The organism is Haloplanus sp. C73 (assembly GCF_051195115.1).
Taxonomy (GTDB): domain Archaea; phylum Halobacteriota; class Halobacteria; order Halobacteriales; family Haloferacaceae; genus Haloplanus.
This window is the reverse complement of record NZ_JBNTJZ010000001.1, coordinates 185150-206082: the sequence shown is the minus strand read 5'-3', so window position 1 is coordinate 206082 and position 20933 is coordinate 185150. Positions and strand designations below refer to the sequence as shown.

General features: G+C 66.9%; 22 protein-coding genes. 7 read left to right on the top strand and 15 right to left on the bottom strand.

What is annotated here, in order from left to right; all coding sequences use genetic code 11:
* Positions 1 to 255 precede the first annotated feature (255 nt).
* On the top strand, positions 256 to 1692 hold the full coding sequence (locus tag ACQUSQ_RS01115) for a PQQ-binding-like beta-propeller repeat protein (protein ID WP_435066650.1): 1437 nt from the start codon (positions 256 to 258) through the stop codon (positions 1690 to 1692).
* 57 nt (positions 1693 to 1749) lie between these two features.
* Here ACQUSQ_RS01115 and ACQUSQ_RS01110 read toward each other — a convergent pair whose 3' ends face one another.
* The 9 genes from ACQUSQ_RS01110 to ACQUSQ_RS01070 all read right to left on the bottom strand — a co-directional run bounded on the left by ACQUSQ_RS01110 (position 1750) and on the right by ACQUSQ_RS01070 (position 8540).
* On the bottom strand, positions 1750 to 2190 hold the full coding sequence (locus ACQUSQ_RS01110; RefSeq protein ID WP_435066648.1) for a dual specificity protein phosphatase family protein: 441 nt from the start codon (positions 2188 to 2190) through the stop codon (positions 1750 to 1752).
* A 214-nt stretch (positions 2191 to 2404) separates the two neighbouring features.
* On the bottom strand, positions 2405 to 3691 hold the full coding sequence (locus tag ACQUSQ_RS01105; RefSeq protein WP_435066647.1) for an MFS transporter: 1287 nt from the start codon (positions 3689 to 3691) through the stop codon (positions 2405 to 2407).
* Between the two features lie 377 nt (positions 3692 to 4068).
* Complete coding sequence (gene nirK / locus ACQUSQ_RS01100) at positions 4069 to 5166, bottom strand: copper-containing nitrite reductase (RefSeq protein WP_435066646.1); 1098 nt, start codon at positions 5164 to 5166, stop codon at positions 4069 to 4071.
* A gap of 157 nt (positions 5167 to 5323) precedes the next feature.
* Positions 5324 to 6664, bottom strand: a complete 1341-nt coding sequence (locus ACQUSQ_RS01095) for an erythromycin esterase family protein (RefSeq protein WP_435066645.1) — start codon at positions 6662 to 6664, stop codon at positions 5324 to 5326.
* 30 nt (positions 6665 to 6694) lie between these two features.
* Positions 6695 to 6853, bottom strand: coding sequence for a DUF7563 family protein (locus ACQUSQ_RS01090; protein WP_435066644.1), 159 nt, complete (start codon positions 6851 to 6853; stop codon positions 6695 to 6697).
* A gap of 112 nt (positions 6854 to 6965) precedes the next feature.
* Positions 6966 to 7604, bottom strand: a complete 639-nt coding sequence (locus ACQUSQ_RS01085; protein ID WP_435066643.1) for a phosphoribosyltransferase — start codon at positions 7602 to 7604, stop codon at positions 6966 to 6968.
* Between the two features lie 55 nt (positions 7605 to 7659).
* On the bottom strand, positions 7660 to 7887 hold the full coding sequence (locus ACQUSQ_RS01080; RefSeq protein WP_435066641.1) for a hypothetical protein: 228 nt from the start codon (positions 7885 to 7887) through the stop codon (positions 7660 to 7662).
* Positions 7888 to 7889: 2 nt separating this feature from the next.
* Positions 7890 to 8039: a twin-arginine translocation signal domain-containing protein gene (locus tag ACQUSQ_RS01075; RefSeq protein WP_435066640.1), complete on the bottom strand. Its 150-nt coding sequence runs from the start codon at positions 8037 to 8039 to the stop codon at positions 7890 to 7892.
* Between the two features lie 72 nt (positions 8040 to 8111).
* Positions 8112 to 8540, bottom strand: a complete 429-nt coding sequence (locus ACQUSQ_RS01070) for a universal stress protein (RefSeq protein ID WP_435066639.1) — start codon at positions 8538 to 8540, stop codon at positions 8112 to 8114.
* A gap of 219 nt (positions 8541 to 8759) precedes the next feature.
* Between ACQUSQ_RS01070 and ACQUSQ_RS01065 the strand changes: the two genes are divergently transcribed.
* Complete coding sequence (locus ACQUSQ_RS01065; RefSeq protein ID WP_435066638.1) at positions 8760 to 9152, top strand: response regulator; 393 nt, start codon at positions 8760 to 8762, stop codon at positions 9150 to 9152.
* Position 9153: 1 nt separating this feature from the next.
* Here the strand turns inward: ACQUSQ_RS01065 and ACQUSQ_RS01060 are convergent, their stop codons facing one another.
* The gene (locus ACQUSQ_RS01060; RefSeq protein WP_435066637.1) at positions 9154 to 9924 is read right to left on the bottom strand and encodes an NAD+ synthase; all 771 of its coding nucleotides are present in this window, start codon (positions 9922 to 9924) and stop codon (positions 9154 to 9156) included.
* A gap of 89 nt (positions 9925 to 10013) precedes the next feature.
* Between ACQUSQ_RS01060 and ACQUSQ_RS01055 the strand changes: the two genes are divergently transcribed.
* Positions 10014 to 10988, top strand: coding sequence for an LLM class flavin-dependent oxidoreductase (locus ACQUSQ_RS01055; protein ID WP_435066636.1), 975 nt, complete (start codon positions 10014 to 10016; stop codon positions 10986 to 10988).
* Here the strand turns inward: ACQUSQ_RS01055 and ACQUSQ_RS01050 are convergent.
* Positions 10985 to 12427 carry a sensor histidine kinase gene (locus ACQUSQ_RS01050; RefSeq protein ID WP_435066635.1) on the bottom strand — a complete coding sequence of 481 codons (1443 nt, stop codon included), beginning with the start codon at positions 12425 to 12427 and terminating at the stop codon, positions 10985 to 10987. The genes ACQUSQ_RS01055 and ACQUSQ_RS01050 overlap by 4 nt on opposite strands.
* A gap of 421 nt (positions 12428 to 12848) precedes the next feature.
* On the opposite strand from ACQUSQ_RS01050, the gene ACQUSQ_RS01045 reads away from it, so the two are divergent.
* The gene (locus ACQUSQ_RS01045) at positions 12849 to 15629 is read left to right on the top strand and encodes a PAS domain S-box protein (RefSeq protein WP_435066633.1); all 2781 of its coding nucleotides are present in this window, start codon (positions 12849 to 12851) and stop codon (positions 15627 to 15629) included.
* A 4-nt stretch (positions 15630 to 15633) separates the two neighbouring features.
* Here the strand turns inward: ACQUSQ_RS01045 and ACQUSQ_RS01040 are convergent, their stop codons facing one another.
* Positions 15634 to 16056 carry a universal stress protein gene (locus ACQUSQ_RS01040; protein WP_435066632.1) on the bottom strand — a complete coding sequence of 141 codons (423 nt, stop codon included), beginning with the start codon at positions 16054 to 16056 and terminating at the stop codon, positions 15634 to 15636.
* A 41-nt stretch (positions 16057 to 16097) separates the two neighbouring features.
* Entirely contained in the window at positions 16098 to 16655 is a 558-nt protein-coding gene (locus ACQUSQ_RS01035; protein WP_435066631.1) for a response regulator, read from the bottom strand.
* Positions 16656 to 16813: 158 nt separating this feature from the next.
* Between ACQUSQ_RS01035 and ACQUSQ_RS01030 the strand changes: the two genes are divergently transcribed.
* Positions 16814 to 17383 (top strand): phosphoribosyltransferase, encoded by a 570-nt coding sequence (locus ACQUSQ_RS01030; RefSeq protein ID WP_435066630.1) that lies wholly within the window; start codon positions 16814 to 16816, stop codon positions 17381 to 17383.
* 10 nt (positions 17384 to 17393) lie between these two features.
* On the opposite strand, the gene ACQUSQ_RS01025 is transcribed toward ACQUSQ_RS01030, so the two are convergent.
* Complete coding sequence (locus ACQUSQ_RS01025) at positions 17394 to 17588, bottom strand: DUF2196 domain-containing protein (RefSeq protein ID WP_435066629.1); 195 nt, start codon at positions 17586 to 17588, stop codon at positions 17394 to 17396.
* Between the two features lie 136 nt (positions 17589 to 17724).
* On the opposite strand from ACQUSQ_RS01025, the gene ACQUSQ_RS01020 reads away from it, so the two are divergent.
* Together ACQUSQ_RS01020 and ACQUSQ_RS01015 are read left to right on the top strand one after the other, a co-directional pair.
* Positions 17725 to 18120, top strand: coding sequence for a DUF2267 domain-containing protein (locus tag ACQUSQ_RS01020; protein ID WP_435066628.1), 396 nt, complete (start codon positions 17725 to 17727; stop codon positions 18118 to 18120).
* A gap of 74 nt (positions 18121 to 18194) precedes the next feature.
* Positions 18195 to 19112 carry a sodium:calcium antiporter gene (locus tag ACQUSQ_RS01015; protein WP_435066627.1) on the top strand — a complete coding sequence of 306 codons (918 nt, stop codon included), beginning with the start codon at positions 18195 to 18197 and terminating at the stop codon, positions 19110 to 19112.
* 1 nt (position 19113) lies between these two features.
* On the opposite strand, the gene ACQUSQ_RS01010 is transcribed toward ACQUSQ_RS01015, so the two are convergent.
* Positions 19114 to 20904 carry a bacterio-opsin activator domain-containing protein gene (locus ACQUSQ_RS01010; RefSeq protein ID WP_435066626.1) on the bottom strand — a complete coding sequence of 597 codons (1791 nt, stop codon included), beginning with the start codon at positions 20902 to 20904 and terminating at the stop codon, positions 19114 to 19116.
* Between the last annotated feature and the right edge of the window lie 29 nt (positions 20905 to 20933).

Genomic DNA, 20933 nt, shown 5'->3' with positions numbered 1-20933 from the left:
ACCTCCAAGTACGGTCGTAGCCCCCTTGAGTGCCACGTCTCGATGCGGTGCGCTCTCTCACGCCCACGACTCTCGTTTACCGAAGCGAAGTCGGAGAACGTTCGAGGTGTCTGATTGGTTGACGTACGACAGCCCGAACGTATCCCATCCCAGACCGCACCGGATTTCTTCTCGTATCGTGTTCGGGGGCTCGGGAGCGAGAGATGTCGGCGGGCAAACAAAGCATATATGCGCGAGCTATCGGAACGTGGGGGAATGCGACGGCGAACGGTACTCCGTGGGTTCACAGCCGGGTCGCTGACGGGGCCACTTCTCGGTTTGGCAGGCTGTGTCGAATCTGAACCGACGGCCGAACCGACACCCACACAGACACCGACCGTCGAGATACCCGCGGTTAGTGGGCAGTGGCCGATGGCCAGATGTGACGCCCAGAACACCGGGAGCACGCCCAACACGCGGGGCCCGCAAACGGCGCCGACGAGTCGTGTCCTCGTCGAACTCGACGTCCGCCCAGAGGGGTATCTCACGCTTACCGACTCGCATCTGTACGCGAAACAGGGCGGAACGTTGGACTGTTACGACCGCGAGACTGGAGCGACTCGCTGGTCGGGGGACTCGATAACCAACGGGTTAGGTCTCGGCACACACTACCGAACGCCAATCGTCGTCGACGACCGGGTGGTCACGGCAACGTCTCTCGCAGGCGGCCTCGACGCTTCTGTCGGCGCCGCCGCTGCGAAGACGGGGGCACAGATTTGGAAGCAGCAGTTCGACGGTGACGAACTCACCCCGCACAGCGCGTGCGGCCAGAATGGACTGCTCCACCTCGTTACCACCGAGGGGAGTGTATTCGGGTTCACGACGGACGGCGAATCGGTGTGGGAACAGTCCCTCGACGGTATCGGTGACCAGTCCAGCGCGATTCAGGCCCCACTCGTCGTCTCTGATGGATACGGTGCCGTCCTCGGAAGCAACGGAACCGTCTACGGATTCGACACCGCGGATGGAACATCGCTGTCTGAAGTAGATATCCTCGGACGACACGTCGTCGGCACCGGCGAGACGCTCGAAACGGCGGTCCGATTCAGTGACGACAACGGTATCGAACGGCACGGCGACGAGGGAACGGGCGGGATTGCCCTCGCCGACGGTGCCGCATACGTCGTCTCACGCCCGAACGGGCGTTCGAATGCGAGAGTTCATCGGGTAGACCTCGAACGTGGCGAGATTCGGTGGAGTCGTCTCTTTACCGAGGACGGCGAGGAGCACAGTGCCCACGACTGGTTGCCGTCGGACCCGGTCGTCGACGACGAACACGTCTACGTGAACTGCAAGGCCGATATCGGCGGTGACGAGCCGTCTCGAACGGACAACCTCTTTGCCTTCTCACGGTCCGACGGGAGCATCGCTTGGTCCGTGCCGACTGGCTACAACGGTACGAATATTTCGCCGGCTGTCGCAGGGGACACGGTCTACTCGATTTCGACCACTGCCGAGCCCGGTCCGGAGGACCTGAAAGCGAACCTAATTCTGGCCCACACGAGCGACGGCGGGGACGAGCGGTGGCGAACGACCGTCGAAGGCAACGTGAAAACGCCACCAGTACTCCACGACGGCACTATCTACGTCGGCACCAGACATCGCGGCTGGAGCGCGACGAACAGACTCTGTGCGCTCTCGGCCGAGTCGTAATCGACGACGACTGATACCAGTCTCCTGCAGACCGTGGATTGCTGGACCCGTGACAGTTCAGTCACCCCGGTCGGTGTCGCGATACTGGGCGTGGACGCGGACTGCCTGCCGAACGATTGCGTCGTGTGGCTCGACGGCACTCCGACGATTCGCGACCTGTTCGAATGCGGTATCCAAATCGAGTTCGTCGTAGAGTGCGAGCGCCGTCGCAGCGACCGCTGGACTGCGTGAGGCTCCTGCCGAACAATGAACGAGCAGGGTGTCTCCAGTCCCGAGATGAGAGAGAACGTGGCTGACGGCTCGGTCGAACTGTCGCTGGTCGTTGCGAGGGCCGTCCATCATGGGAACGTCTGTGACCGCCAGCCCGGGCGGAAATCCACCGTCCGGGTCACTGTGTGTCAGGGAGAGAACGGCCGCGATGCCATGGTCGCGTATCAGCGCCTCGTCGCCGGCGTCCTCGACCGTTCCAACGAACAACCCATCTGCAACCTCGTCCATATCCCTTACTCACGCCTCACTGCGTTCGTAGACGGCTTCACCGACTATCAGTTCTGGGCACGAACTGTCAGGGACGGTACTCACGGTCGAACACTACTGGCTCTCCCGAGTGGCCCGCGGGGCAAAGAACCACCGTTCGCTGACAGCGCGACACGGGCATCCGCTCGACACGTATCGACGGACTGCTCGCTATCGAGTTCGTACAGCGCTCCGGTCAGTCGGCCGTGACGACGCGTGACTCCTCGCTCACCGCGCGGCGGTGAAGCACCACGGCGGCGACGATGGCGACGACGGCGGCACCGGTCGCGATGCCGAACGCGACGCGGTAGCCGGTGACGGTGTAGACGCGGGCGCCGTTGAGCACCTCGCCCGTCCAGTAGGCGTCGAGGACGGCGCCCATGACCGTCGGCAGGATGGCGGCGCCGAAGTAACCGAGGCTGTTGATGACGCCGGTGACGGTGCCCGCGACGGCGGGTGCGTGGCGCTCTTTCCCGATGGTGAACACGAGCGCGACGCCGCCGTTGGCGATGAGGGCACAGAAGAGCGCCAGTCCCACGATTGGAAGCGGCGGGATGAACATCAACGCGGCGTAGGCGAGCGCAAACACGACGGCGCTGACGATGACGAGTTCGGTCCGCCGGCCGGTCCGGTCCGAGAGCGTGCCGAAGGCCGGCGAGCCGAGGACGAACCCGACGTTGCCGAGGAGGACGTACGTCGACGCCCGCGCGACGGAGACGCCGTAGATGTCGGCGACGAAGGGGACACCCCAGAGGCCGAGGACGGTGAAGTTGACGCCGAGGACCAGAAAGAGCAACAGGCCCATCAGCCACGTTTCGAGTTCGCCGAGGACGGCGCGAGTGTTGACGGCGATGTCGGCGAGGGTCGCCCGTCCGCCGTCCGGGTCGGGCGTGACGATGTCGGCACTCTGGGGCGGGCGGTCACGGACCACGCCGGCGATGGCGACGGCACCGACGGCCGTCGCCATCCCGGTGGCGAGAATCGCGAGCCGCCACCCGACTTCGTCGATGGCGAGCGCCAGCGGCGTCGTCGCGAGGATGCCGCCGACGCCCGCCGCGGAGACGGTGTAGCCCGTCATCGTCGCGTACTCGTTGGGACGGAACCAGTTCGCACAGAAGCGAAGCGTCGCGATGTAGAGGACGCTCCCGCCGAAGCCGACGACGGCCCGCGCGAGGAAGGCGGCCAGCAACGTCTCGCTCCGGGCGAACCAGAACACGCCCGCGCTCAGCACGACGAGGCCCGCGGCGCCGACCCACCGAGACCCGTAGCGGTCGACCACCAGCCCCGCCGGGAGTTGGAGCGTAGCGTAGATGTAGAAAAACGAGGCGTGCAGAAACCCTAGCTGCGACCCCGTCGCGTCGAACGTCCGCGCGAGCGAGTCGGCGAGGACGGCCGTCGCCGTTCGGTGGAAGTTGACGAACAGGAACCCGGTCGCGAGAAGCGCCCAGAGGGCAGCGCGCCGCTGGCGAGCGGAAAGTGACATACGTTCCGGTCCGGGGAGCGGCGTCAATAGGGTGTTGGTTGGGAGCGAAAAACCGGACGCGGCGAAGTGGGGTGTGGGGAGCGGAGCGCCGGGGCAGGTCGCTCCGGAAATGCGCCGCGTCGTCCCATGCCGGTCACGAAGGGGCGCCAGCTTCGCGACCCGCATCTACTGTCACCTGTCTAACCACATTAAAACGGGAGCCTAACTGCCGGTTAGAAGCCGATAGCGTTCGGGCACGCGGTCACGGCCGGGTGGAGCGCGAGCGGATGCAGCGCCGTCGTCGCGTCGAAATGGACACGTCCAGAAGGAGTGGCGTCGTGTGGTATGGCACGTCGGAACTCGGCGCCACGGTGCCGGCCGTGACGCCGAGGGAAAGGTCACGCCGGCGTGGTCTCGCCACCTCCCTGCTGGGGGTTGGGGTCGAAGATGTCGGGGCGCTTCTCGCCCTCGGCGGTGACGACGGCCAGACAGCCCCGGCGAGTGACCCGGCTCAGCGCGTGGTCGACGAGTTTGAAGTTCCCCGGCACCGGGAACTCCATCGTCGCGATACAGGTGCTCCCGGGAGCGACCGGCGAAGTCTGGATGTGGGTCTGTGGCTCCGTCGTGAGCGACCCCTGCGGCCAGAACTCCTCCCAGACGTTGCCGATGGGGTGGAAGCTACTGGTGAGGTTGGGGCCGCCGGTGACGAAAAACACCCGCGCGGTGTCGTCGGTGGACACCGTCGCTGCCGAGCCGTGGACGTCCGGCGTCATGGCGTACTTCTCCCCGTTCATGACGACGTAGGTCGGATTCTCGTTTTTCATCGCCGCCATGTCGAAGCTGTGTTTGCCCCCCTCGCCGGGCTGGCCGTCGGTGTACAGCTCGTGCTGGCCGAGATAGAGCTCCGTATCGACCTCGGGGAGTCCGTCCTCGGGTTCGACGAGGATGATTCCGAACATGCCGGCGCTGATGTGCATGTCCATGTTCGGGACGGCACAGTGGTAGATGTACGCGCCGGGGTATCTGGCCTCGAACTTCAGGTGTGCCGTCTCGCCGGGGGCTGTCATCGTCGCTTCGGCGCCGCCGCCGGGGCCAGCGGCGGCGTGGAAGTCCACGTTGTGTGGCAGGGCGTTCTCCGAGAGGTTCTCGAAGGTGAGATTCACGGTGTCGCCCTTGCGGACCCGGACCATCGGCCCGGGAACCTGTCCGTTGTACGTCATGTAGTCGAAGGTGACGCCGGGTTCGACTTCGGCGGTCACCTCCTCGGGGCGGAGGGTCACGTCCACCTCCGCCGGTTCGTCCCGGTCTATCGGCTCCGGGATGTCGGTCGGGTCGGCCGCGACCCGGTCGACGGTCGGCGTCGACTGCTGCTCAACGCGGTCGCGCTGTTCCTGGGCCGCCTCCGCCGAGGGGGCCTGAACGGTGCATCCCGCGGCCGCCACCGTGCCACCGGCACCGAGCGCTTGGAGCACCCGACGCCGGGTCGTTTCGAACATTGGGTGTCACCTCTACACGTGCAGTTCGGGGCGCTACACCCATGAACCGGCGAGCCGATTCCCGCGTGCTGGGAGCGCCCCCGAACGTGTTCGATTCGTGAGCGGCGGTGAGACGGGATAGGTCGCTCCGAAACTGCGCCGCGTCGTCCCACGCCGGTCAGAAGCCAGATGGGTAGAGTTCGGGCACGCGGTCACGGTCGGGGTGGAGCGCGAGCGGATGGAGCGCCCTCGTCTCGTCGAGATGCAGGAAGGCGTCGTAGCGCTCGGGGAGGACCGTCGGCACGTAGTTGCCCGCTTCCCGGTCGGGGTGGTAGACGACGCCGATGGCGCGGTGGCCGCGTGGCTCCGCTAGCGCGCTGTCGTCGGGCAGGTCGGCGCTGAACAGTAGCGCGTCCTCGGGGTCGGCGCGGTGAAACACCTGTTCGTAACTTCCGCTCCGGGCGGGTGGGACGTCCATCGTCTGCATCTGTGCGCCCCACGAGTTGCCGGCGACGACGTCGCCCCGGTGGGAGCCGAAGCCGACGGCGTACGTCTCGCCCAGCGCATCGCGTTCCCGCGCCAGTTGCCCGATGTTGATGCGACCATGTTGGGGCATATCCGTCGCGCGGGCGTCGCCGACGTGGGTGTTGTGCGCCCAGACGATGCCCTTCGCGTCCGGGCCGTGATGGTCGCGCAGGCGCTCCAGCGTGTCGGTCATGTGCCGGTCGCGGACGTTCCACGAGTCCTCCTCGCCCTCGACCATCGAGCGGTAGTAGGCCTCGGCGTTGCGCGCGACGAGGGCGTTCTGTTCGGCGTCGAACCGGTCGTCCGGCGTCCGCTCGCCGTAGGTCGGCGCGTTCTCGCGAAGTTCGCGAAGCACCTCGATGACGTCCTCGCGACAGGATTCGGGCACCATCTTGAGCGCGCGGGCGTACTCCTGTGCGTCCTCGCCGTACGGCTCGAAACAGCGGTAGGCCTCGCGGGCGCGCTCCGCCGCCTCGGGGTCGACCCGCTCCAGATAGTCGACGACGGCGCGCATGGACTCGTGGAGGCCGTAGACGTCCAGCCCGTAGAAGCCAACGCGGTCGCCCACGGGGCGCTCGTCGTTCGCTGCGCGGAGCCAGTCGACGAACGATTCGATTTCCCAGTTGGCCCACATCCACGTCGGCCAGCGGTCGAACGACTCCAGCGCCGCCTGCGTATCCGCCGGCGCGTCGGGATACCCCTTGATGTACCGGTTGACCGCGTAACAACTCGTCCAGTCGCCCTCGACGGCGACGAAGGAAAAGTCGTGGTCACGGAGGAGACGCGCCGAGAGCCGGCTTCGCAGGCGGTAGTACTCCGAGGTGCCGTGAGACGCCTCGCCGAGGAGGACGCAGTCGGCGTCGGAGAGGCGCTCGATCAGCGGGTCGAGCGACCCCGCTCGGTCCACGGCCTGCGCGTAGTCGTCGACGGCGGCGACGGCTGGCTCGACGTCAGCGTCGGGCTGGAACCGGCCGCGCGGGTCGAGATGCGCCACGGCTACGCACCCCCGGCGTGGCGAGTCTGACTAGCCATTGCGAGTCGACCGCGCCTCGCGAACGGTCGCGCCGTCGCGAAGCTTATCCGGGCAGTGTGGGCAGACGCGCGGTTCCTCCTCGCTGGGCGGGGTGAACACCTTCGCGTACTGAGTCGTGACGAACGATTCACAGTTCTGGCACGTCGGCATCGTCACGCCACCTCCAGCGCGCGGCGGTCGACCGAATTCGTTCGTGAGCGCATACCACATCGAGGCACGGGCGACCGGATAAGGGGCCACCCTACACGGTTAGTTCGCCGCCTCACTCGGCCGGCGTCTCCCAGCCGAGGTAGGCCATCGCCTCCGCGTCGGTCACTTGGTCGAACGTCCGGTAGTGGGCGCCGACGGCGTTGAACGGCTGTGGCTCCTCGACGGCGACGACGGCGTCGGCCTCCGACTCCAGCGCGCGCAGGGAGTCGGGCGGGCCGAGCGGTACTGCGAGCACGACCCGGTCTGCCCCCGCGTTCCTGACCTGTCGGAGACACGCGCGGGCCGTCGCGCCCGTCGCGACGCCGTCGTCGACGACGACCACCGTCTTGCCCGCCATCTCGGGCGGGTCGCGGTCACCGCGGTAGCGGTCGATTTTCTCGCGCGCCGTCTCCGCGGCCCGGTCGCGCTCTTCTTCGAGATACGACTCCTCGACGCCGTATCGGTCGATTACCTCGTCGTTGTACCACACGCTCCCGTCGCTCGCCGCGGCGCCGATGGCGAACTCGGCGTTGCCCGGCATCCCCATCTTCTTAGCGGCGACGATGTCGAGCGGTGCGTCGAGTCGGTCGGCCACCGGGCGGGCGACGGGCAGCCCCCCACGCGGAATCGCCAGCACGAGGTCGGCGTCGATATCGCGGTCCGCCAGCGCCGCCGCGAGGCGGTCACCGGCCTCGGCTCGGTCATCGAACATGGGCGTCAGATGACGGCGACGAGTCAAAAATCCGCCACCTATCGGCGCGGTGGCCCTACTCGTTTTCGACGACGTGATGTATCTCCCCGCCGACGGTAATCAACCCAAAGATGACGATACTACTGAGGATGGCCCAAACGGGGGAGAGCCACATCTGAATGATGAACCCCAATACGCCAGCCCCGAGTCCACCGAGTAGGATTCGGCGGAGACGAGCGAGTTCGTAGAGCTGTTGATGAATGTCCCGAGTGTAGAACAGGAGCAGCGGTAGCGCGAGGAGCATAATCAGGGGTGCCGGATTGACGGCTCGATGACACCGGGTTCCTCGGGTAGCCGTGCCGTCTGGTCGAACGTGTGCGGGCCGCGAAGCGTCCGTATTCCACCAGCCGCCGTCAGTAGCGTTCCGAGCGCTAGAAACTGTCGGCGGGTAGTCATCTACTCGTCTCGAGTTGAGGGACTCATGTATATGTTACGCCGCTCCAGTGTCTGAACCCGGCGCTGGCATCGTTACGGACTCGATTCCACGGTCAGGACGGGCCGGTCGACGGTCCGAATCGTCCGCTCGGTCGTACTCCCGAGCAGGTATCGCTCCACCCCGCTCCGGCCGTGCGTGCCCATAACGAGCAGGTCGATATCGTTGGCATCGGCGTAGTCGGCAATCTCGCGAGTGACCATTCCCTCGACGACGGCTGATTCGACGTCGATGCCGGCGTCGCGGACCGTCTCCGTCGCCGCCTCGACGATGCGCTCACCGTCCGTTCGCAACTGTTCGAGGAGCGACTCAGGGATATCGCCGCCCACCATCCCTCGCTCCGGATGCTCGACGACGTGAAGCAGGTGTATCGTCGTCTCGCCGGCGGCGATACCGCAGGCGTGGTCGACGGCGGCGGCACTCGGCTCGCTCCCGTCGACCGGAACCAGTATCGAATCGTACATCGCGTCGACAGAAGTGACACGGGCAGGTAATAGGGGTGCCGAACCGTAGGGGGACGAGCGACGGGCAGCGACGCCGAAAACACTTATGCGATTCCGAGCGATAGTTGTACACGACCCCGTCGTGGTTGACTGCTCCTTGTGCGGAGAGTCACCGGGCGTCCCCCCGCCGCGCGTCGCCGACGCGCGGACCCGCGTTACCACGCGCGAGTCAGACCACCGATGCCCTCAAACACATCCAACACGGCGCCCAGTCGAGATTCGACCGCAACGGCAGACACCGTCCTCGTCGCCGACGACGACGACGCGTTCCGCGAGACGCTCCTCCTGTGGCTGGCCGACAGCCCGTGGGAGACGCGAACGGCGTCGAGCGGGTCGGAGGCGCTGTCGAAACTCGACGACGACGTCGACGCGATGATTCTCGACCGGCGGATGCCCGACCTCTCCGGCCCGGAGGTAATCGACCGCCTCGACGATACCGATTTCGACGGACCAGTGGTCGTCCTCAGCGCCTTCGAACCCGACGATCATCTGGACGACGACGACGCGGCGGCGTATCTGACGAAGCCAATCGACGGCGACGCACTCGTCGAGACGCTGGCCGAGGTTCGGTGACTCAGTCCCGGAGGCTCGGCCCCGGCGGCTGGGTTCGCTTGTGCGCCGAGGACTGCCACAACTCGACCAGTCGGTCGACCGTCTCGCGGTCGATACCCGTCTCGCTCGCGACTCGCCCGGGCGATTGCTCGGCGTCGACGACGCGGCGCAACACCGTATCGATAGTCTCGTAGTCGGCGCCGAGTTCCGACTCGTCGGTCTGTCCCTCCCAGAGCGCCGCCGTCGGCGTCTTCTCGATGAACCGCTCGTCGACGCCGACGTGGCGGGCCACCGCGGAGACGTCCGTCTTGTACAGGTCTTTCATCGGCTGGACGTCGACGGCCTCGTCGCCGTACTTCGTGACGTAGCCGAGCAAGCGCTCGGAGCGGTTGCCCGCGCCGAGCACCAGCCGGTCCTGCTCGTTCGCCACCGCGTATTCGAGGACCATCCGCGTCCGCGCCCGGACGTTCCCGAGCGTGAGTCGCGAGGCGTCGAACGGGAGTTGCGCGTCGGTGGCGTCGACGATGGGCTGGATGGATAGCTCCTCGAACGCTACGTCGAGGTCACGACAGAGCGCCCGCGCGTCGGCCATGTTCTCCTCGTCGTTGGGCCGGCCCGGCATAATCAGTCCGAACACCGCGTCGCTGCCGACGGCTCGGGTCGCGAGCGTCGTCGCCACGGCGGAGTCGAGGCCGCCGCTGACGCCGACGACGTAGCCGTCGACGCCAGCCGCCTCCATCTGGTCGGCGAGAAACGCCTCCATGCGCTCGACGGCCTGCGGAACGTCGACCATACCGGCCCATCCGCGGCCGGCCGGAAAGTCACACCGATGACGGCCACGATAGGGGGCAGGTCAAAGGCGCGGGCGCTCGAAGCGGGGCTATGGACGTCGGCTTGTTCGCCCCGCACGAACAGTACGCGCCGGACCGACTCGCGACGCTCGCGGCGCGCGCCGAAACCGCTGGCTTCGATACGGTCTGGACGAGCGACCACTTCCACCCGTGGTGGCACTCGGGGGCCTCGTGTGGCGCCGCGTGGCCGTGGCTCGGCGCAGCGCTCGAACGCACCGACCGGGTCCGGATGGGGACGGGCGTGACCGCACCAATCGCTCGCTACCACCCCGGTCTGCTGGCACAGTCGGTCGCCACGCTGGAGTCGATGTACCCCGGTCGCACCCACCTCACGCTCGCGACGGGCGAGGCGCTCAACGAGCGACCACTCGGCTTCGAGTGGCCGCCGTATCCGGAGCGCCGGAAGCGCCTCGTCGACGCCTGCGAAATCGTCGACCGCCTCTGGGAGGAAGGGTTCCACGACTACGACGGCCACTACTGGACCCTCGACACGGCGAAACTCTACACGCGACCGGAGCCGCGGCCGCCGATGTACGTCGCCGGCAACGGCCCGAAGACGGCGACGGTCGCCGGCCGCTACGCCGACGGGTTCCTGACGCTCGTCGACATCGACACCTACCGCGAGACGCTGGTGCCAGCGCTCCGAGAGGGGGCGGAGACGGCCGGTCGCGACCCCGACGACATCGACCGCATCAAGCAGGCCACAGTCGCCTACGCCGACACCGCCGAGGCGGCGGTAGAGGCGATTCAGTTCTGGACGGGAACGCTCGCCATCGACTTCGACGACGACGTGTTCGACCCCAGAGTCATCGAGGAGCGAGCGCGCGACATCCCGCGCGAGAACTGGCGCGACTGGGGCCTCGTCACGACCGACCTCGACGAGGTTCGTGCCCTCATCGAGCGTCACGAGCGGGCCGGCTTCGACGAGGTGGAACTGCTGGTGTCGACGCCGGACATCGAGGCGTTCGTCGACGAGATGGGCGAGACGGTGCTGTCGGGCGACTAACCGCTCGCGACCGGCAGTTCGAGTTCGAAGACGGTGCCCCGTGGCTCGTTGTCCCGTACCCGAATCTCGCCGCCGTAGTTCTCGACGGCGTCTTTGACGAGAAAGAGCCCGAACCCGCTGCCGCTGCTCTCGGTGCCGTGAGCGCCCTTCTCGAAGATATCTTTGCGGCGGCTCTCGGGGACGCCGGGGCCGTTGTCGGCGACGGTCACGCAGACGACGTCGCCCGCCAACTCGGCGTCGACGATGACCTCGGGCGTCTCGGCGTCGTTGTGTTCGACGGCGTTCCGAAACAGGTTCGAGAACACGTGACTGAGCAGGTCGTCGGCCTCGACGGCGACTTCGGGAATCGCCGAGCGCTCGGCCACCGCGTCGGGGTGGGCCTCGCGGATGTCTTCGAGTTCCTCGTCGATAACGGGCGGGAGCGGCGTGGCTTCGAGCGAGTGGTCCGCATCGAGCAGCGCCTCCATGTACGTCCGCATCGTCCGGATGAACTCGTGCATGTCGTCGACGCGGTCCAGCGAGACGTCGAGGTGGTCGGCGTGTGCGGGGTCTTCGAACACCACGTTGCGGTCGAGCATCCGGAGCCGCGCCTCGACGAGCGAGAGGTCGCCGAGCAAGTCGTGGCGGAGCGTCCGATTGACGAACTCGAGGATGTCCCGCTCCTCGCGGAGCCGCGTCTCGCGCTCGATGCGGCGGATGGCCTCGTCGAGATGCGTGCCGAACAGTTCCGCCGTCGTGACGTCGTGGCGCGCGAAGTCGTCGCCCCACAGTTCGATGTAGCCACGCTCGCCGATGGGGACGCGCTCGGACGGCTGACAGTCGGGCGCGTCGGCGTCGATGACCACCGTCTCGTCGATGACGACGCGCACGGGCGTCGCCCCGAAGACGTCGTCGAGGCCGTGGTCAGTTATCCCGTACACTTCCTCGTGGGTCGTCGCGCCTTCGAGTTCGTTGGCGATGCGATAGAGGAGTTCGAGCGACTCCTTCAGCGCGCGCTCCTCGTCCGCCGCCGCCCGGTACACGTCCGCTCGGGTCGACGCGATGCTGATGCCGAAGGAGGTGACGGCGCCGATGATGACCCCGTCCATCGCGAGTATCTGTGGCTTGAGCGCGCCCATCACCTGCAACTGGAGGTAGGCCGCCCACGCGATGAGGCCGGCGAAGACGAGGGTGGCGAGAACCGTCCGCTTGGCGACGACGGTGACGCGGTCGGTTCCCCAGTCGCTTCGGGCGAGCCAGACGCCGCCCCAGACGAGCGCGCTGGCGAGAACGAAAAACAGGGCGTTCTCCGCGAGCGACGTCAGCACGCTCCAAGAGAGGTTCGTCGCGTCGTCCCAGATGTCGAAGAGTGGGACGCCGAGCAACAGACAGCCGAGAAGGCTGACACTCCCGCCGGCGAGTAACCTGCGCGACCGGAGGTGTCGAACCGGTCCGCTCATCGAGTGAATCTCGCCGTCGGCGAACAAAAAAGCCTGTCCTAACGGCTCGCGAGGGAGCCCGTAGCGACCAAAGACGATAGGCCGCCGAACCAAGGTGTTGGATATGGAACAGTCGGACGCGGGTGGGGAGGACCCGCTCGCACGTACGACGCGGACGACCCCACACCCCGTCGTCGACTCACCCCCCAACTCGCCGCGTCACGTCGGCGCGGCACCCCCTTTGTCACGCCGAGTATCACAGTACCCTCGTCGATTTCGAACACAATTCACGGACAGCGCCGCCCCGAGAGCCTTTTATTTCCGAACTCGGTAGGGAGGGGACTGTCGATGTCACGACAGACCGGGTAATCGAAGCACCCAATACGAATCGGGTGGTGCACGACGACGGGCAGTCCGAAATCGGCAGGGGGACATCAGTGATATGGAGCGAGTACACGATAGCGTAGAGGAGATAGTCGAGCGCATCGACGACGCCTTCTTCGCACTCGACGACGAGTGGCGATTTACGTATCTGAACGACCGGGCAACGGACGTCCTCGACGTCCAGCGTGACGAGGTCCTCGGGAACGTCGTCTGGGAGGAGTTCGAGGCGGCCGTCGACACGACCTTTCAACACGAGTACGAGCGAGCGATGGAGACACAGGAGTCGGTGTCGTTCGAGGAGTACTACCCGCCGCTCGAACGCTGGTTCGAGGTGACGGCCTACCCCTCGGAGACGGGGTTATCCGTCTACTTCCACGACGTGAGCGAGCGCCGGGCCTACGAAACCGAACTCGAACGGTACGAGACCATCGTCGAGACGGCCCACGAGGGCATCTACGTCGTCGACAGCGAGGGCGAGTTCGCGATGGTCAACGAAGCCTACGCGGCGATGCTCGGCTACGAGCGCGCGGACCTTCTCGGCGCGTCGGTGACGGAAGTCGTCGACGAGGAGACGGCCGACCGGGCCGCCGCACTCGGCGACGAACTGGCCGCGGGAGAGCGCGAGACGGCGACGATGACCGCGACGCTCACCGGCGCGGACGGGGAAGAACTGATAGCCGAGGCGACGTTCTCCCTCTTGCCGAACGGGGACCGCGTCGGCATCGTCCGCGACATCACGGAGCGACGGGAGCGCGAACGGAAACTCGAACTGTTCCAGCGCATCGTCGAGACGGTGGAGGACGGCGTGTACGCCCTCGACGAAGACGAGCGATTCCTCGTCGTCAACGACGCGTTCTGTGAGATGACCGGCTACGACCGCGACGAACTCATCGGCGAACACGCGACACGCATCAAAGACGACGAGATACGGGCGCGCGCCGAGGAACTCGCCGCCAAAGTGGCCCGCGGCGAGCGCGACGTGGGCACCATCGAGTTCGAACTCGAGACGAAAGCGGGCGAGCGCCGCCCCGTCGAAACGCGGCTGATGCCGTTTTCGCTCGCCGAGGGGACCGGGCGCTGTGGCGTCGTGCGCGACGTCAGCGAGCGCCGAGAGCGAGAGCGCGAACTGCACGACCGAATCAGCCAGCAGGAAGTCGTGACTGAACTCGGCAAACACGCCCTCGAAACCCAGCGACTCGACGGCCTGATGGACGAGGCGACGGCGCGGGTGGCGGAGACGCTCGACACCGACTACTGCAAGGTGCTCGACCTGAACGAGTCGGGCGACGAACTCCTGCTTCGGCAGGGCGTCGGGTGGGACGAGGGCCTCGTCGGCGAGGCAACCGTCTCCGCCGTCGACCAGAACTCGCAGGCCGCGCACACGCTCGACGCCGCCCAACCAATCGTCGTCGAGGACCTGACGACCGAAACCCGGTTCAGCGGGCCGGCTCTCCTCACCGAACACGACGTGCGGAGCGGCATCAGCACCATCATCGGCCCGACCGACGAGCCGTGGGGCGTCCTCGGGACTCACGACACGGCGCGGCGCTCCTTCTCGGACCACGACGTCAACTTCGTGCAGTCGGTGGCCAACATCCTCGCGGCCGCTATCCGCCGCCACCGGAGCGAGGAGGCGCTTCGCCGCCAGCACGAGCGGCTGTCGGCCATCAACGACATCAACTCCCTCGTCCACGGCCTCTCGGAGTCGATGTTCAGCCTGTCGGCACAGGACGAAATTCGAGGGGTGGTCTGTGACCAACTCGCCACCTCGGACTCCTACGAGTTCGCGTGGATTGGCACCGTCGAGGACGGGACCGTCGTCGTCGACACCGAGGCGGGCGTCGAGGACTACCTCGACAGCATGACGCTCTCGCTCGACGACCCGCCCGACGAGCGCGGCCCGACCGCCCACGCACACCGGACCGAGGAGATGCAGGTGGTCCGCGACGTCGAAACCAATCCGGTGTACGAGCAGTGGCGGGACCACGCACAGGAACACGGCTACCGCGCGTCGGCGGCGATACCCCTCGTCGACGGCAGCGAGATGTACGGGACGCTGAATCTCTACTCCGCGCGAGCGGACGCGTTCAGCGACGAGGAGCGCGAGGCGCTCGAACGCCTCGGCTCGATTATCGCACACGCCCTCTCGTCGGTGGAGCGCGACCGAGCCCTCGAACGCGAGCGCAACCGACTGGAGTTTATGAACCGCCTGCTGCGTCACAACCTGCTCAACAGTCTCAACGTCATCGAGGCGCGACTCGATATGCTCGACGGCCGCGTCGACTACGAAGTGACGGGCCACCTCGACACCGCGCTCGCCCGGACCCGCGAGATGATAGACTTCGTGGAGACGGTCCGCAAGGTGACGAAGGTCATGGAGCAGAGCGACGACGCGGACCACGAACTCGGCCCGGTCGACATCGAGGACGTCCTCACGACGCGTATCGACCACGCGAGCGACCGCTACCCCGACGCCGAGTTCAACGTTTCGACCATCCCCTCGGTCGACGTTCTGGCCGACGATCTGCTGACTGAGGTTCTCGACAACGTCCTCATCAACGCCGCCCAGCACAACCCGTCGCCCAACCCGACCGTCTGGGTCGACGTGACCGCCGAGGACGACGAAGTGGTGGTGTCGGTGGCCGACGACGGCCCCGGCATCTCCGACGACCGAAAATCGGACCTCTTCCGTCGCGAGGTGAAGACGTTCGACAACCCGGGGACCGGGTTCGGCCTCTATCTGGTCAACGAGATCATGGACTCCTACGGGGGCAACGTGACGGTCGACGATAATGACCCGGAGGGAGCCCATTTCCGGCTCGTCTTCCAGCGCGCCTGAGGCCCTATACCGGGAACACCGGCATCTCGGCGGTCCTGATGACGCGGTCCGTGACGTGGCCGATATGCGAGTCGGCGTCGGGACGCGTTCCGTGGACGCCCATGACTATCAGGTCGACGCCCTCGCGGTCGGCGACGGCGACGATTTCGTCCGCTGGCCGCCCGCGTGTGACGAAGCCCTCGGCGTCGAGTCCCCGTTCGGTCGCCCGGTGGACGACGTCGTCGACGAGTTCGCGGCCCGTCGCCTCGACCTGCTCCAACTGGAGTTCTGCCGGGCTGAGCGCGGGCGTCTCCCCGTAAATCGACTCGTCGACGACGTACAACACGTCGACGGCGGCGTCGTATCGGGTCGCGAGTTCGATGCCGTGTTCGACGCCTCGCTCGGCGCCGTGACTGCCATCTGTCGGAATCAGGAGTTCGTCGTACACGGCCCATGTCGTCGCGGAGTGGCCGAAAATCCGCCCCCTAATTACTCCAGCGCCAGAAACGCCGAGTCGTACCCGTCGAGTTCGGAGAGACGGTCGTCGATGCGCGCCCGAATCTGGCTGGCGTCGCGGCGGAGTTTCTCGATGGCCGGGTCGACGCCGTCGGCGTCGCTCTGTTCGAGCGCGACGATTTTCGACGTGAGCGCGAAGTGTCGCTGGATGTCGTCGTCGAGTCGGGTTCGAACCTGCAGTTCCTGCACCGTCTCCCGGAGCGTCGACTTCGAGACGGGTTTGGTGACGTAGTCGTCACAGGGCAGGTCGACGAGTTCGTGACCGGGGTCGACGGCCGTGAGCATCGCCTTCTGGTCGTTGATGTCGCGTGTCGACATGGACCGAAGCACGTCGAGCCCCGACAGGTCTGGAATGCACCGGTCGAGCAACACGACGTCGACCGACGAGTCGTACAGCGCGAGACCGTCGGCGCCCGAGTACGCCGTCCGCACCTCGTATTCGGGGTCGAGCCACAGTTCATACGTGTCCGCGAGGTCTTTGTCGTCCTCTACGACGAGTACGGTCGGGGTCTCGTGCTGGGTCTGGTCCATGTGTGGGGGGAGCGGGCGGCAGACTCGACGCTGGCGTCGCGACGTGCCCGTACGTGCCGCTCCGACATCCATCAAAGGCCAGCCAAGTATCCGAACGGCGCGCGGACGCCTCGCCGGTTAGGGAGACGGATTATCCACGGCGAGACGAAGCGCCGTGCATGTACGCGGACCGGACCGCGGCGGGACGGGCGCTCGGCGAGTCGCTCGGCGAGCGACGGATATGCCCCGACGTCGTCCTCGCCATCGGGGAAGATGGGGCGCGGGTCGCTCGCCCGGTCGCCGACCGGTTCGACGCGACCCTCGGCGCGATGGCCACGGCGCCCGTCCGAGCGAGCGACGACGCCCTACCCATCGGCGCCGTGACGGACACGGGCCACGCGTGGGTCGACGACCGCCTCGTCGAGGCGTTCGCGGTGGACGACGACCGACTCGACGACGAGAAACACCGGGCGTTTCGCGAGGCTCGAACCGGCCGCCCCGACGACGTCGACACCGCCCCGACGCCGGAGGGGACCGTCACGCTCGTCGACGACGGCGTCGTAACCGGGCGGGCGATGAAGGCCTGTGCGTCGGCGCTGAGTCGGGTCGAAACGTGTGACGTGGTGGCTGCGACGCCCGTCGGCCCGCCCGAAGCGGTCGCCGAACTCCACGCCGTCGCCGACGCGGTGGTGGTGCCGGAGACGACACCGACCAGCGCCCTCCTCGAACAGTGCTACGGCGACGGGTGAGCGAGCGCCGCTAGGGCTCGCCGATTCGTTTGACCCGCCCGGTCACGCCGGATTTGAGTTTCACCAGCACGCCGTCGGGATGGGTCGACTCGTCTTCCAACACGGCACCGACTTCGCCGATGAGTTCGTCTTCGTCGGCGCCCGTCTGGTCGACGACGACGGTCATGCCTCGCTCCAACGCGGCCTTGTTCGGTGTGTCGGCCATGCGCGGAGCCAGCAACGTTGCACACAAGAGCGTTCGGCCTAACGTGTGTGGGAGATGAAGTAGATAGGCCGGGGATTGGCCCTCTCTCGGCCGGAACCATCGCATGCGTTCGGTTCGACCGAACCGGTGACCCACCATGAACTACGAGGACTTTCTCGGCGAAATCCAGCACAGACTCGAACTGAGTTCACAGGGCGAGGCGGCCCGCGCGACTCGGGCCGTCCTGACGACGCTCGGCGAACGCCTCGACGCGGGCGAAGCGTCGGACCTCGCCGCCCCGCTCCCGATGGAGATAGACCGCTACCTGACGGCCGCGGAGTCGGGCCAGCAGTTCTCCTACGACGAATTCGTCGACCGCGTGGCCGACCGGGCGAACGTGGAGGAGAGCGAGGCGGCGTTCTACGCGCAGGCGGTGGTGTCGCTGGTCAGTGAACTCGCTACGGGCGGCGAGATGGCCGACGTGCAGGCCCAACTCCCCGACGAGTTCGGCGACCTCTTCGAACTCGCCGAGGCGCAGAGCGTCCCCTGGTAGACACTTCCGGGCGTTTTTTCCCCGTCAGCGCCGACGCTCGACCCGAGATGCTCCCGACTCGGGGGGAGGCGTGAATGCTCGGCGACGCGCTTGCGCTCCTCGTCGGCCTCGCACTCCTCCTGTACGGCGCGGACCGCGTCGTCAAGTCGGTGGTCGCCATCGCCGGCGCGTTCGGCGTGCCGACGCTACTCGTCGGCGGAACGCTCGTCGCCGTTGGGAGTTCGCTTCCGGAAATTACGACCGCCCTCTACGCCGGCGTCTACGGCGCGGGCGACTTCGTCGTCGGCCACATCATCGGCTCCGCCACGTCACAGATTACGCTCGGCGTCGGCGTCGTCGCGCTCCTGTCGCCGCTCCAGTTGCGCCGCGAGAAAGTGACGGTGTACGGCGTGGCGATGATTGCCGCGATGTCGCTCATGCTTCTCGGCGTCCGGTCCGGGACCATCACCCGACTGGAGGGCGGCCTCCTCGTCGCGGCCTACCTCGTCTTCGTCGGGATTCGCCTCCGCGACGACGACCACGTCGGCGCCGTCGAACGCCACCGCGACGACGACCGGTCGCTGGGCCGGGCCGCCCTCTGGGTCGTCCTCGGATTCGCCTTCGTCGCCGTCGGCGGCCACCTGCTGGTCGTCAACAGCCGGTCGCTGGCCGTCGCGCTCGCAGTCCCCGAGTACCTGATTGGACTCGTGACGGGACTGGGGACGACGGCCCCGGAGATAGTGATTGCCGCGCTCGCTGTCGGGCGCGGCGAGGGCGACATCGCCATCGGCACTCTGTTCGGGAGCAACGTGACCGACCCGCTGTTCTCGCTGGGGTTGGGTGCGCTGGTCGACGGGTACGCCATCGACCACGTCGGCGCGACGATGGCATCTGGCACGTACATGCTCGGGGTCGCGGCGCTCGTCGTCCTGCTCTTTTACGTCAACGGGGGAATCAGCCGACGAGCGGCGGTGGGCTGTATCGCCCTCTACGGGCCGACGTATCTGCTGTGAGTCAGTCGTCGCGGAGGCGCTTGTCGTCGAACTCGCCCGTCTCCTCGAAAAACGCCTCGATGAGCGCTATCTTCGCTCCGCGGAGGTGTTCGTGGAGCGTCGGCGGCGCGAGGTCGAGCGAGTCGGCAATCTCTTTCGCCGTCGACTCGCGGGGCCACGCGAAGTAGCCCGCGGCGTAGGCGGCTTCGAGCACCGAATACTGCCGGTCGGTGAGGCGGTTTTCGAGCGACTGCCTGAAGTCCTCCGTCGACTGGAAATCGCGTTCGACCTTGCGCTTGGCGACGAGGTCGACATCGTCGAACGAGTCCTGAATCGCCTCGGCGACCGTCCGGACGTCCGTCTCGGGCGCCACCGTCGCGGTGACGTGGCTCTGCCCCTCGTCGACGCGCATCGACTCCACGTTCGCCCCGGCGTCGATGAGCGAGAGGACGACCGTCGAGTCGGAGACGCGACACTCGTAGAGGCCGCCCTCGCTCGACTCGCCGACGCCGCGCACCTTCTCGAGTTCCGGCATCGCCGTCGCCGCGTCCAGAAACGTCTCGGTCGACGCCCCGGTCACTTCGACGTAGCTCGTGAGGTCACCGTCCGACGCGGGGACGAAGCTCTTCAACTCGATGCGCGCGCCCGTCTCCATCGAGAGCGCGATGAAGACATCGGTGTCGTCCTGCACGTCGAACTCGAGTTCGACGAGCGTGTCCGAGAGCATCAGCCGCTTGCTCTCGACGGAGTTGATGGCGTTGGCGATGCTGTCGCCCAGTTCCGAGAGGACGGAGAGTTCGCGGTCGTCGAAGACCTCTCGGTCGTCGGTACAGACGTTCAACACGCCGTAGACGGTGTCGCGATAGATGAGGGGGACGACGGCCCCGGCGGCGTACTCCGGTTCGTCGTCCAAATCGAGCGGGTCGAGCATCTGCCGCCCCCGCTCCGAGGAGAGGTCGTTGACCACCTGAACCTCGCCGGAGGAGACGGCTTCGGACGCCGGGCCACCGCCGCCGTCGGCGATGGGGTGGTCGTCGAGCGACGCGTCGTCCACGCCGGCGACGACGTTCGGCGTCACTTGGTCGAAGCTGAGCGTGTAATCGCCTATCCACGCCAGCCCGTAGGGGTCGGACTCGACCAGACGCTCACAGACGGTCCGCTCGATTTCCTCCCGGCTCGTCGCGACCACGAGCTGTTTGTCGATGTCGCGGATGACGGAGGTGATGCGCTGGAGGCGTTCGAGCCGGGCTTTCATCTCCTGTATCTGCTCTGACTCGCCCGCCGTCGCCGCCTCGGCTTCGAACGCCGCCGCCGCATCCGGGTCGCGGAGGTTCTCCTCGTCGCGCGTGCCCAGCGCCTCGGCCGTCGACTCCATCGCGAAGTAATCTTGCGCGTCGGTGTCGAACCCCTGTCGGAGAAGCAGGTCGTCGACCGTCTCCCGAAGTTCCGCCTGCGTCACGGGCTTGACGAGATACTCGTCGAACGGCAGGTCGATGATGTCCGTGTCGGGTTCGACCGCGGTGAGCATCGCCACCTGACAGTCGATGCCTCGCTCGCGGATGTCTTCGAGGATGCGGTCGCCCGGGATGCCCGGCATCCGGCGGTCGAGCAAGACGAGGTCGAGCCCGTCGTGAATCTGCTTGCGTGCCTGCACGCCGCCGTAGGCCGTCTCGGTGTCGAAGTCGTCCGAGAGCCACACGCTGTACGTGTCCGCGAGGTCCTCGTCGTCGTCGACGATGAGTATCGTCGGCTTTCCGTCGTCGGTCTCGTGAAGGTCGACACCCTCGTCGGCGTTCCCCTTCGACTGACTCATGGTTGGCCACCCGCGCGGACCCAGTGGAC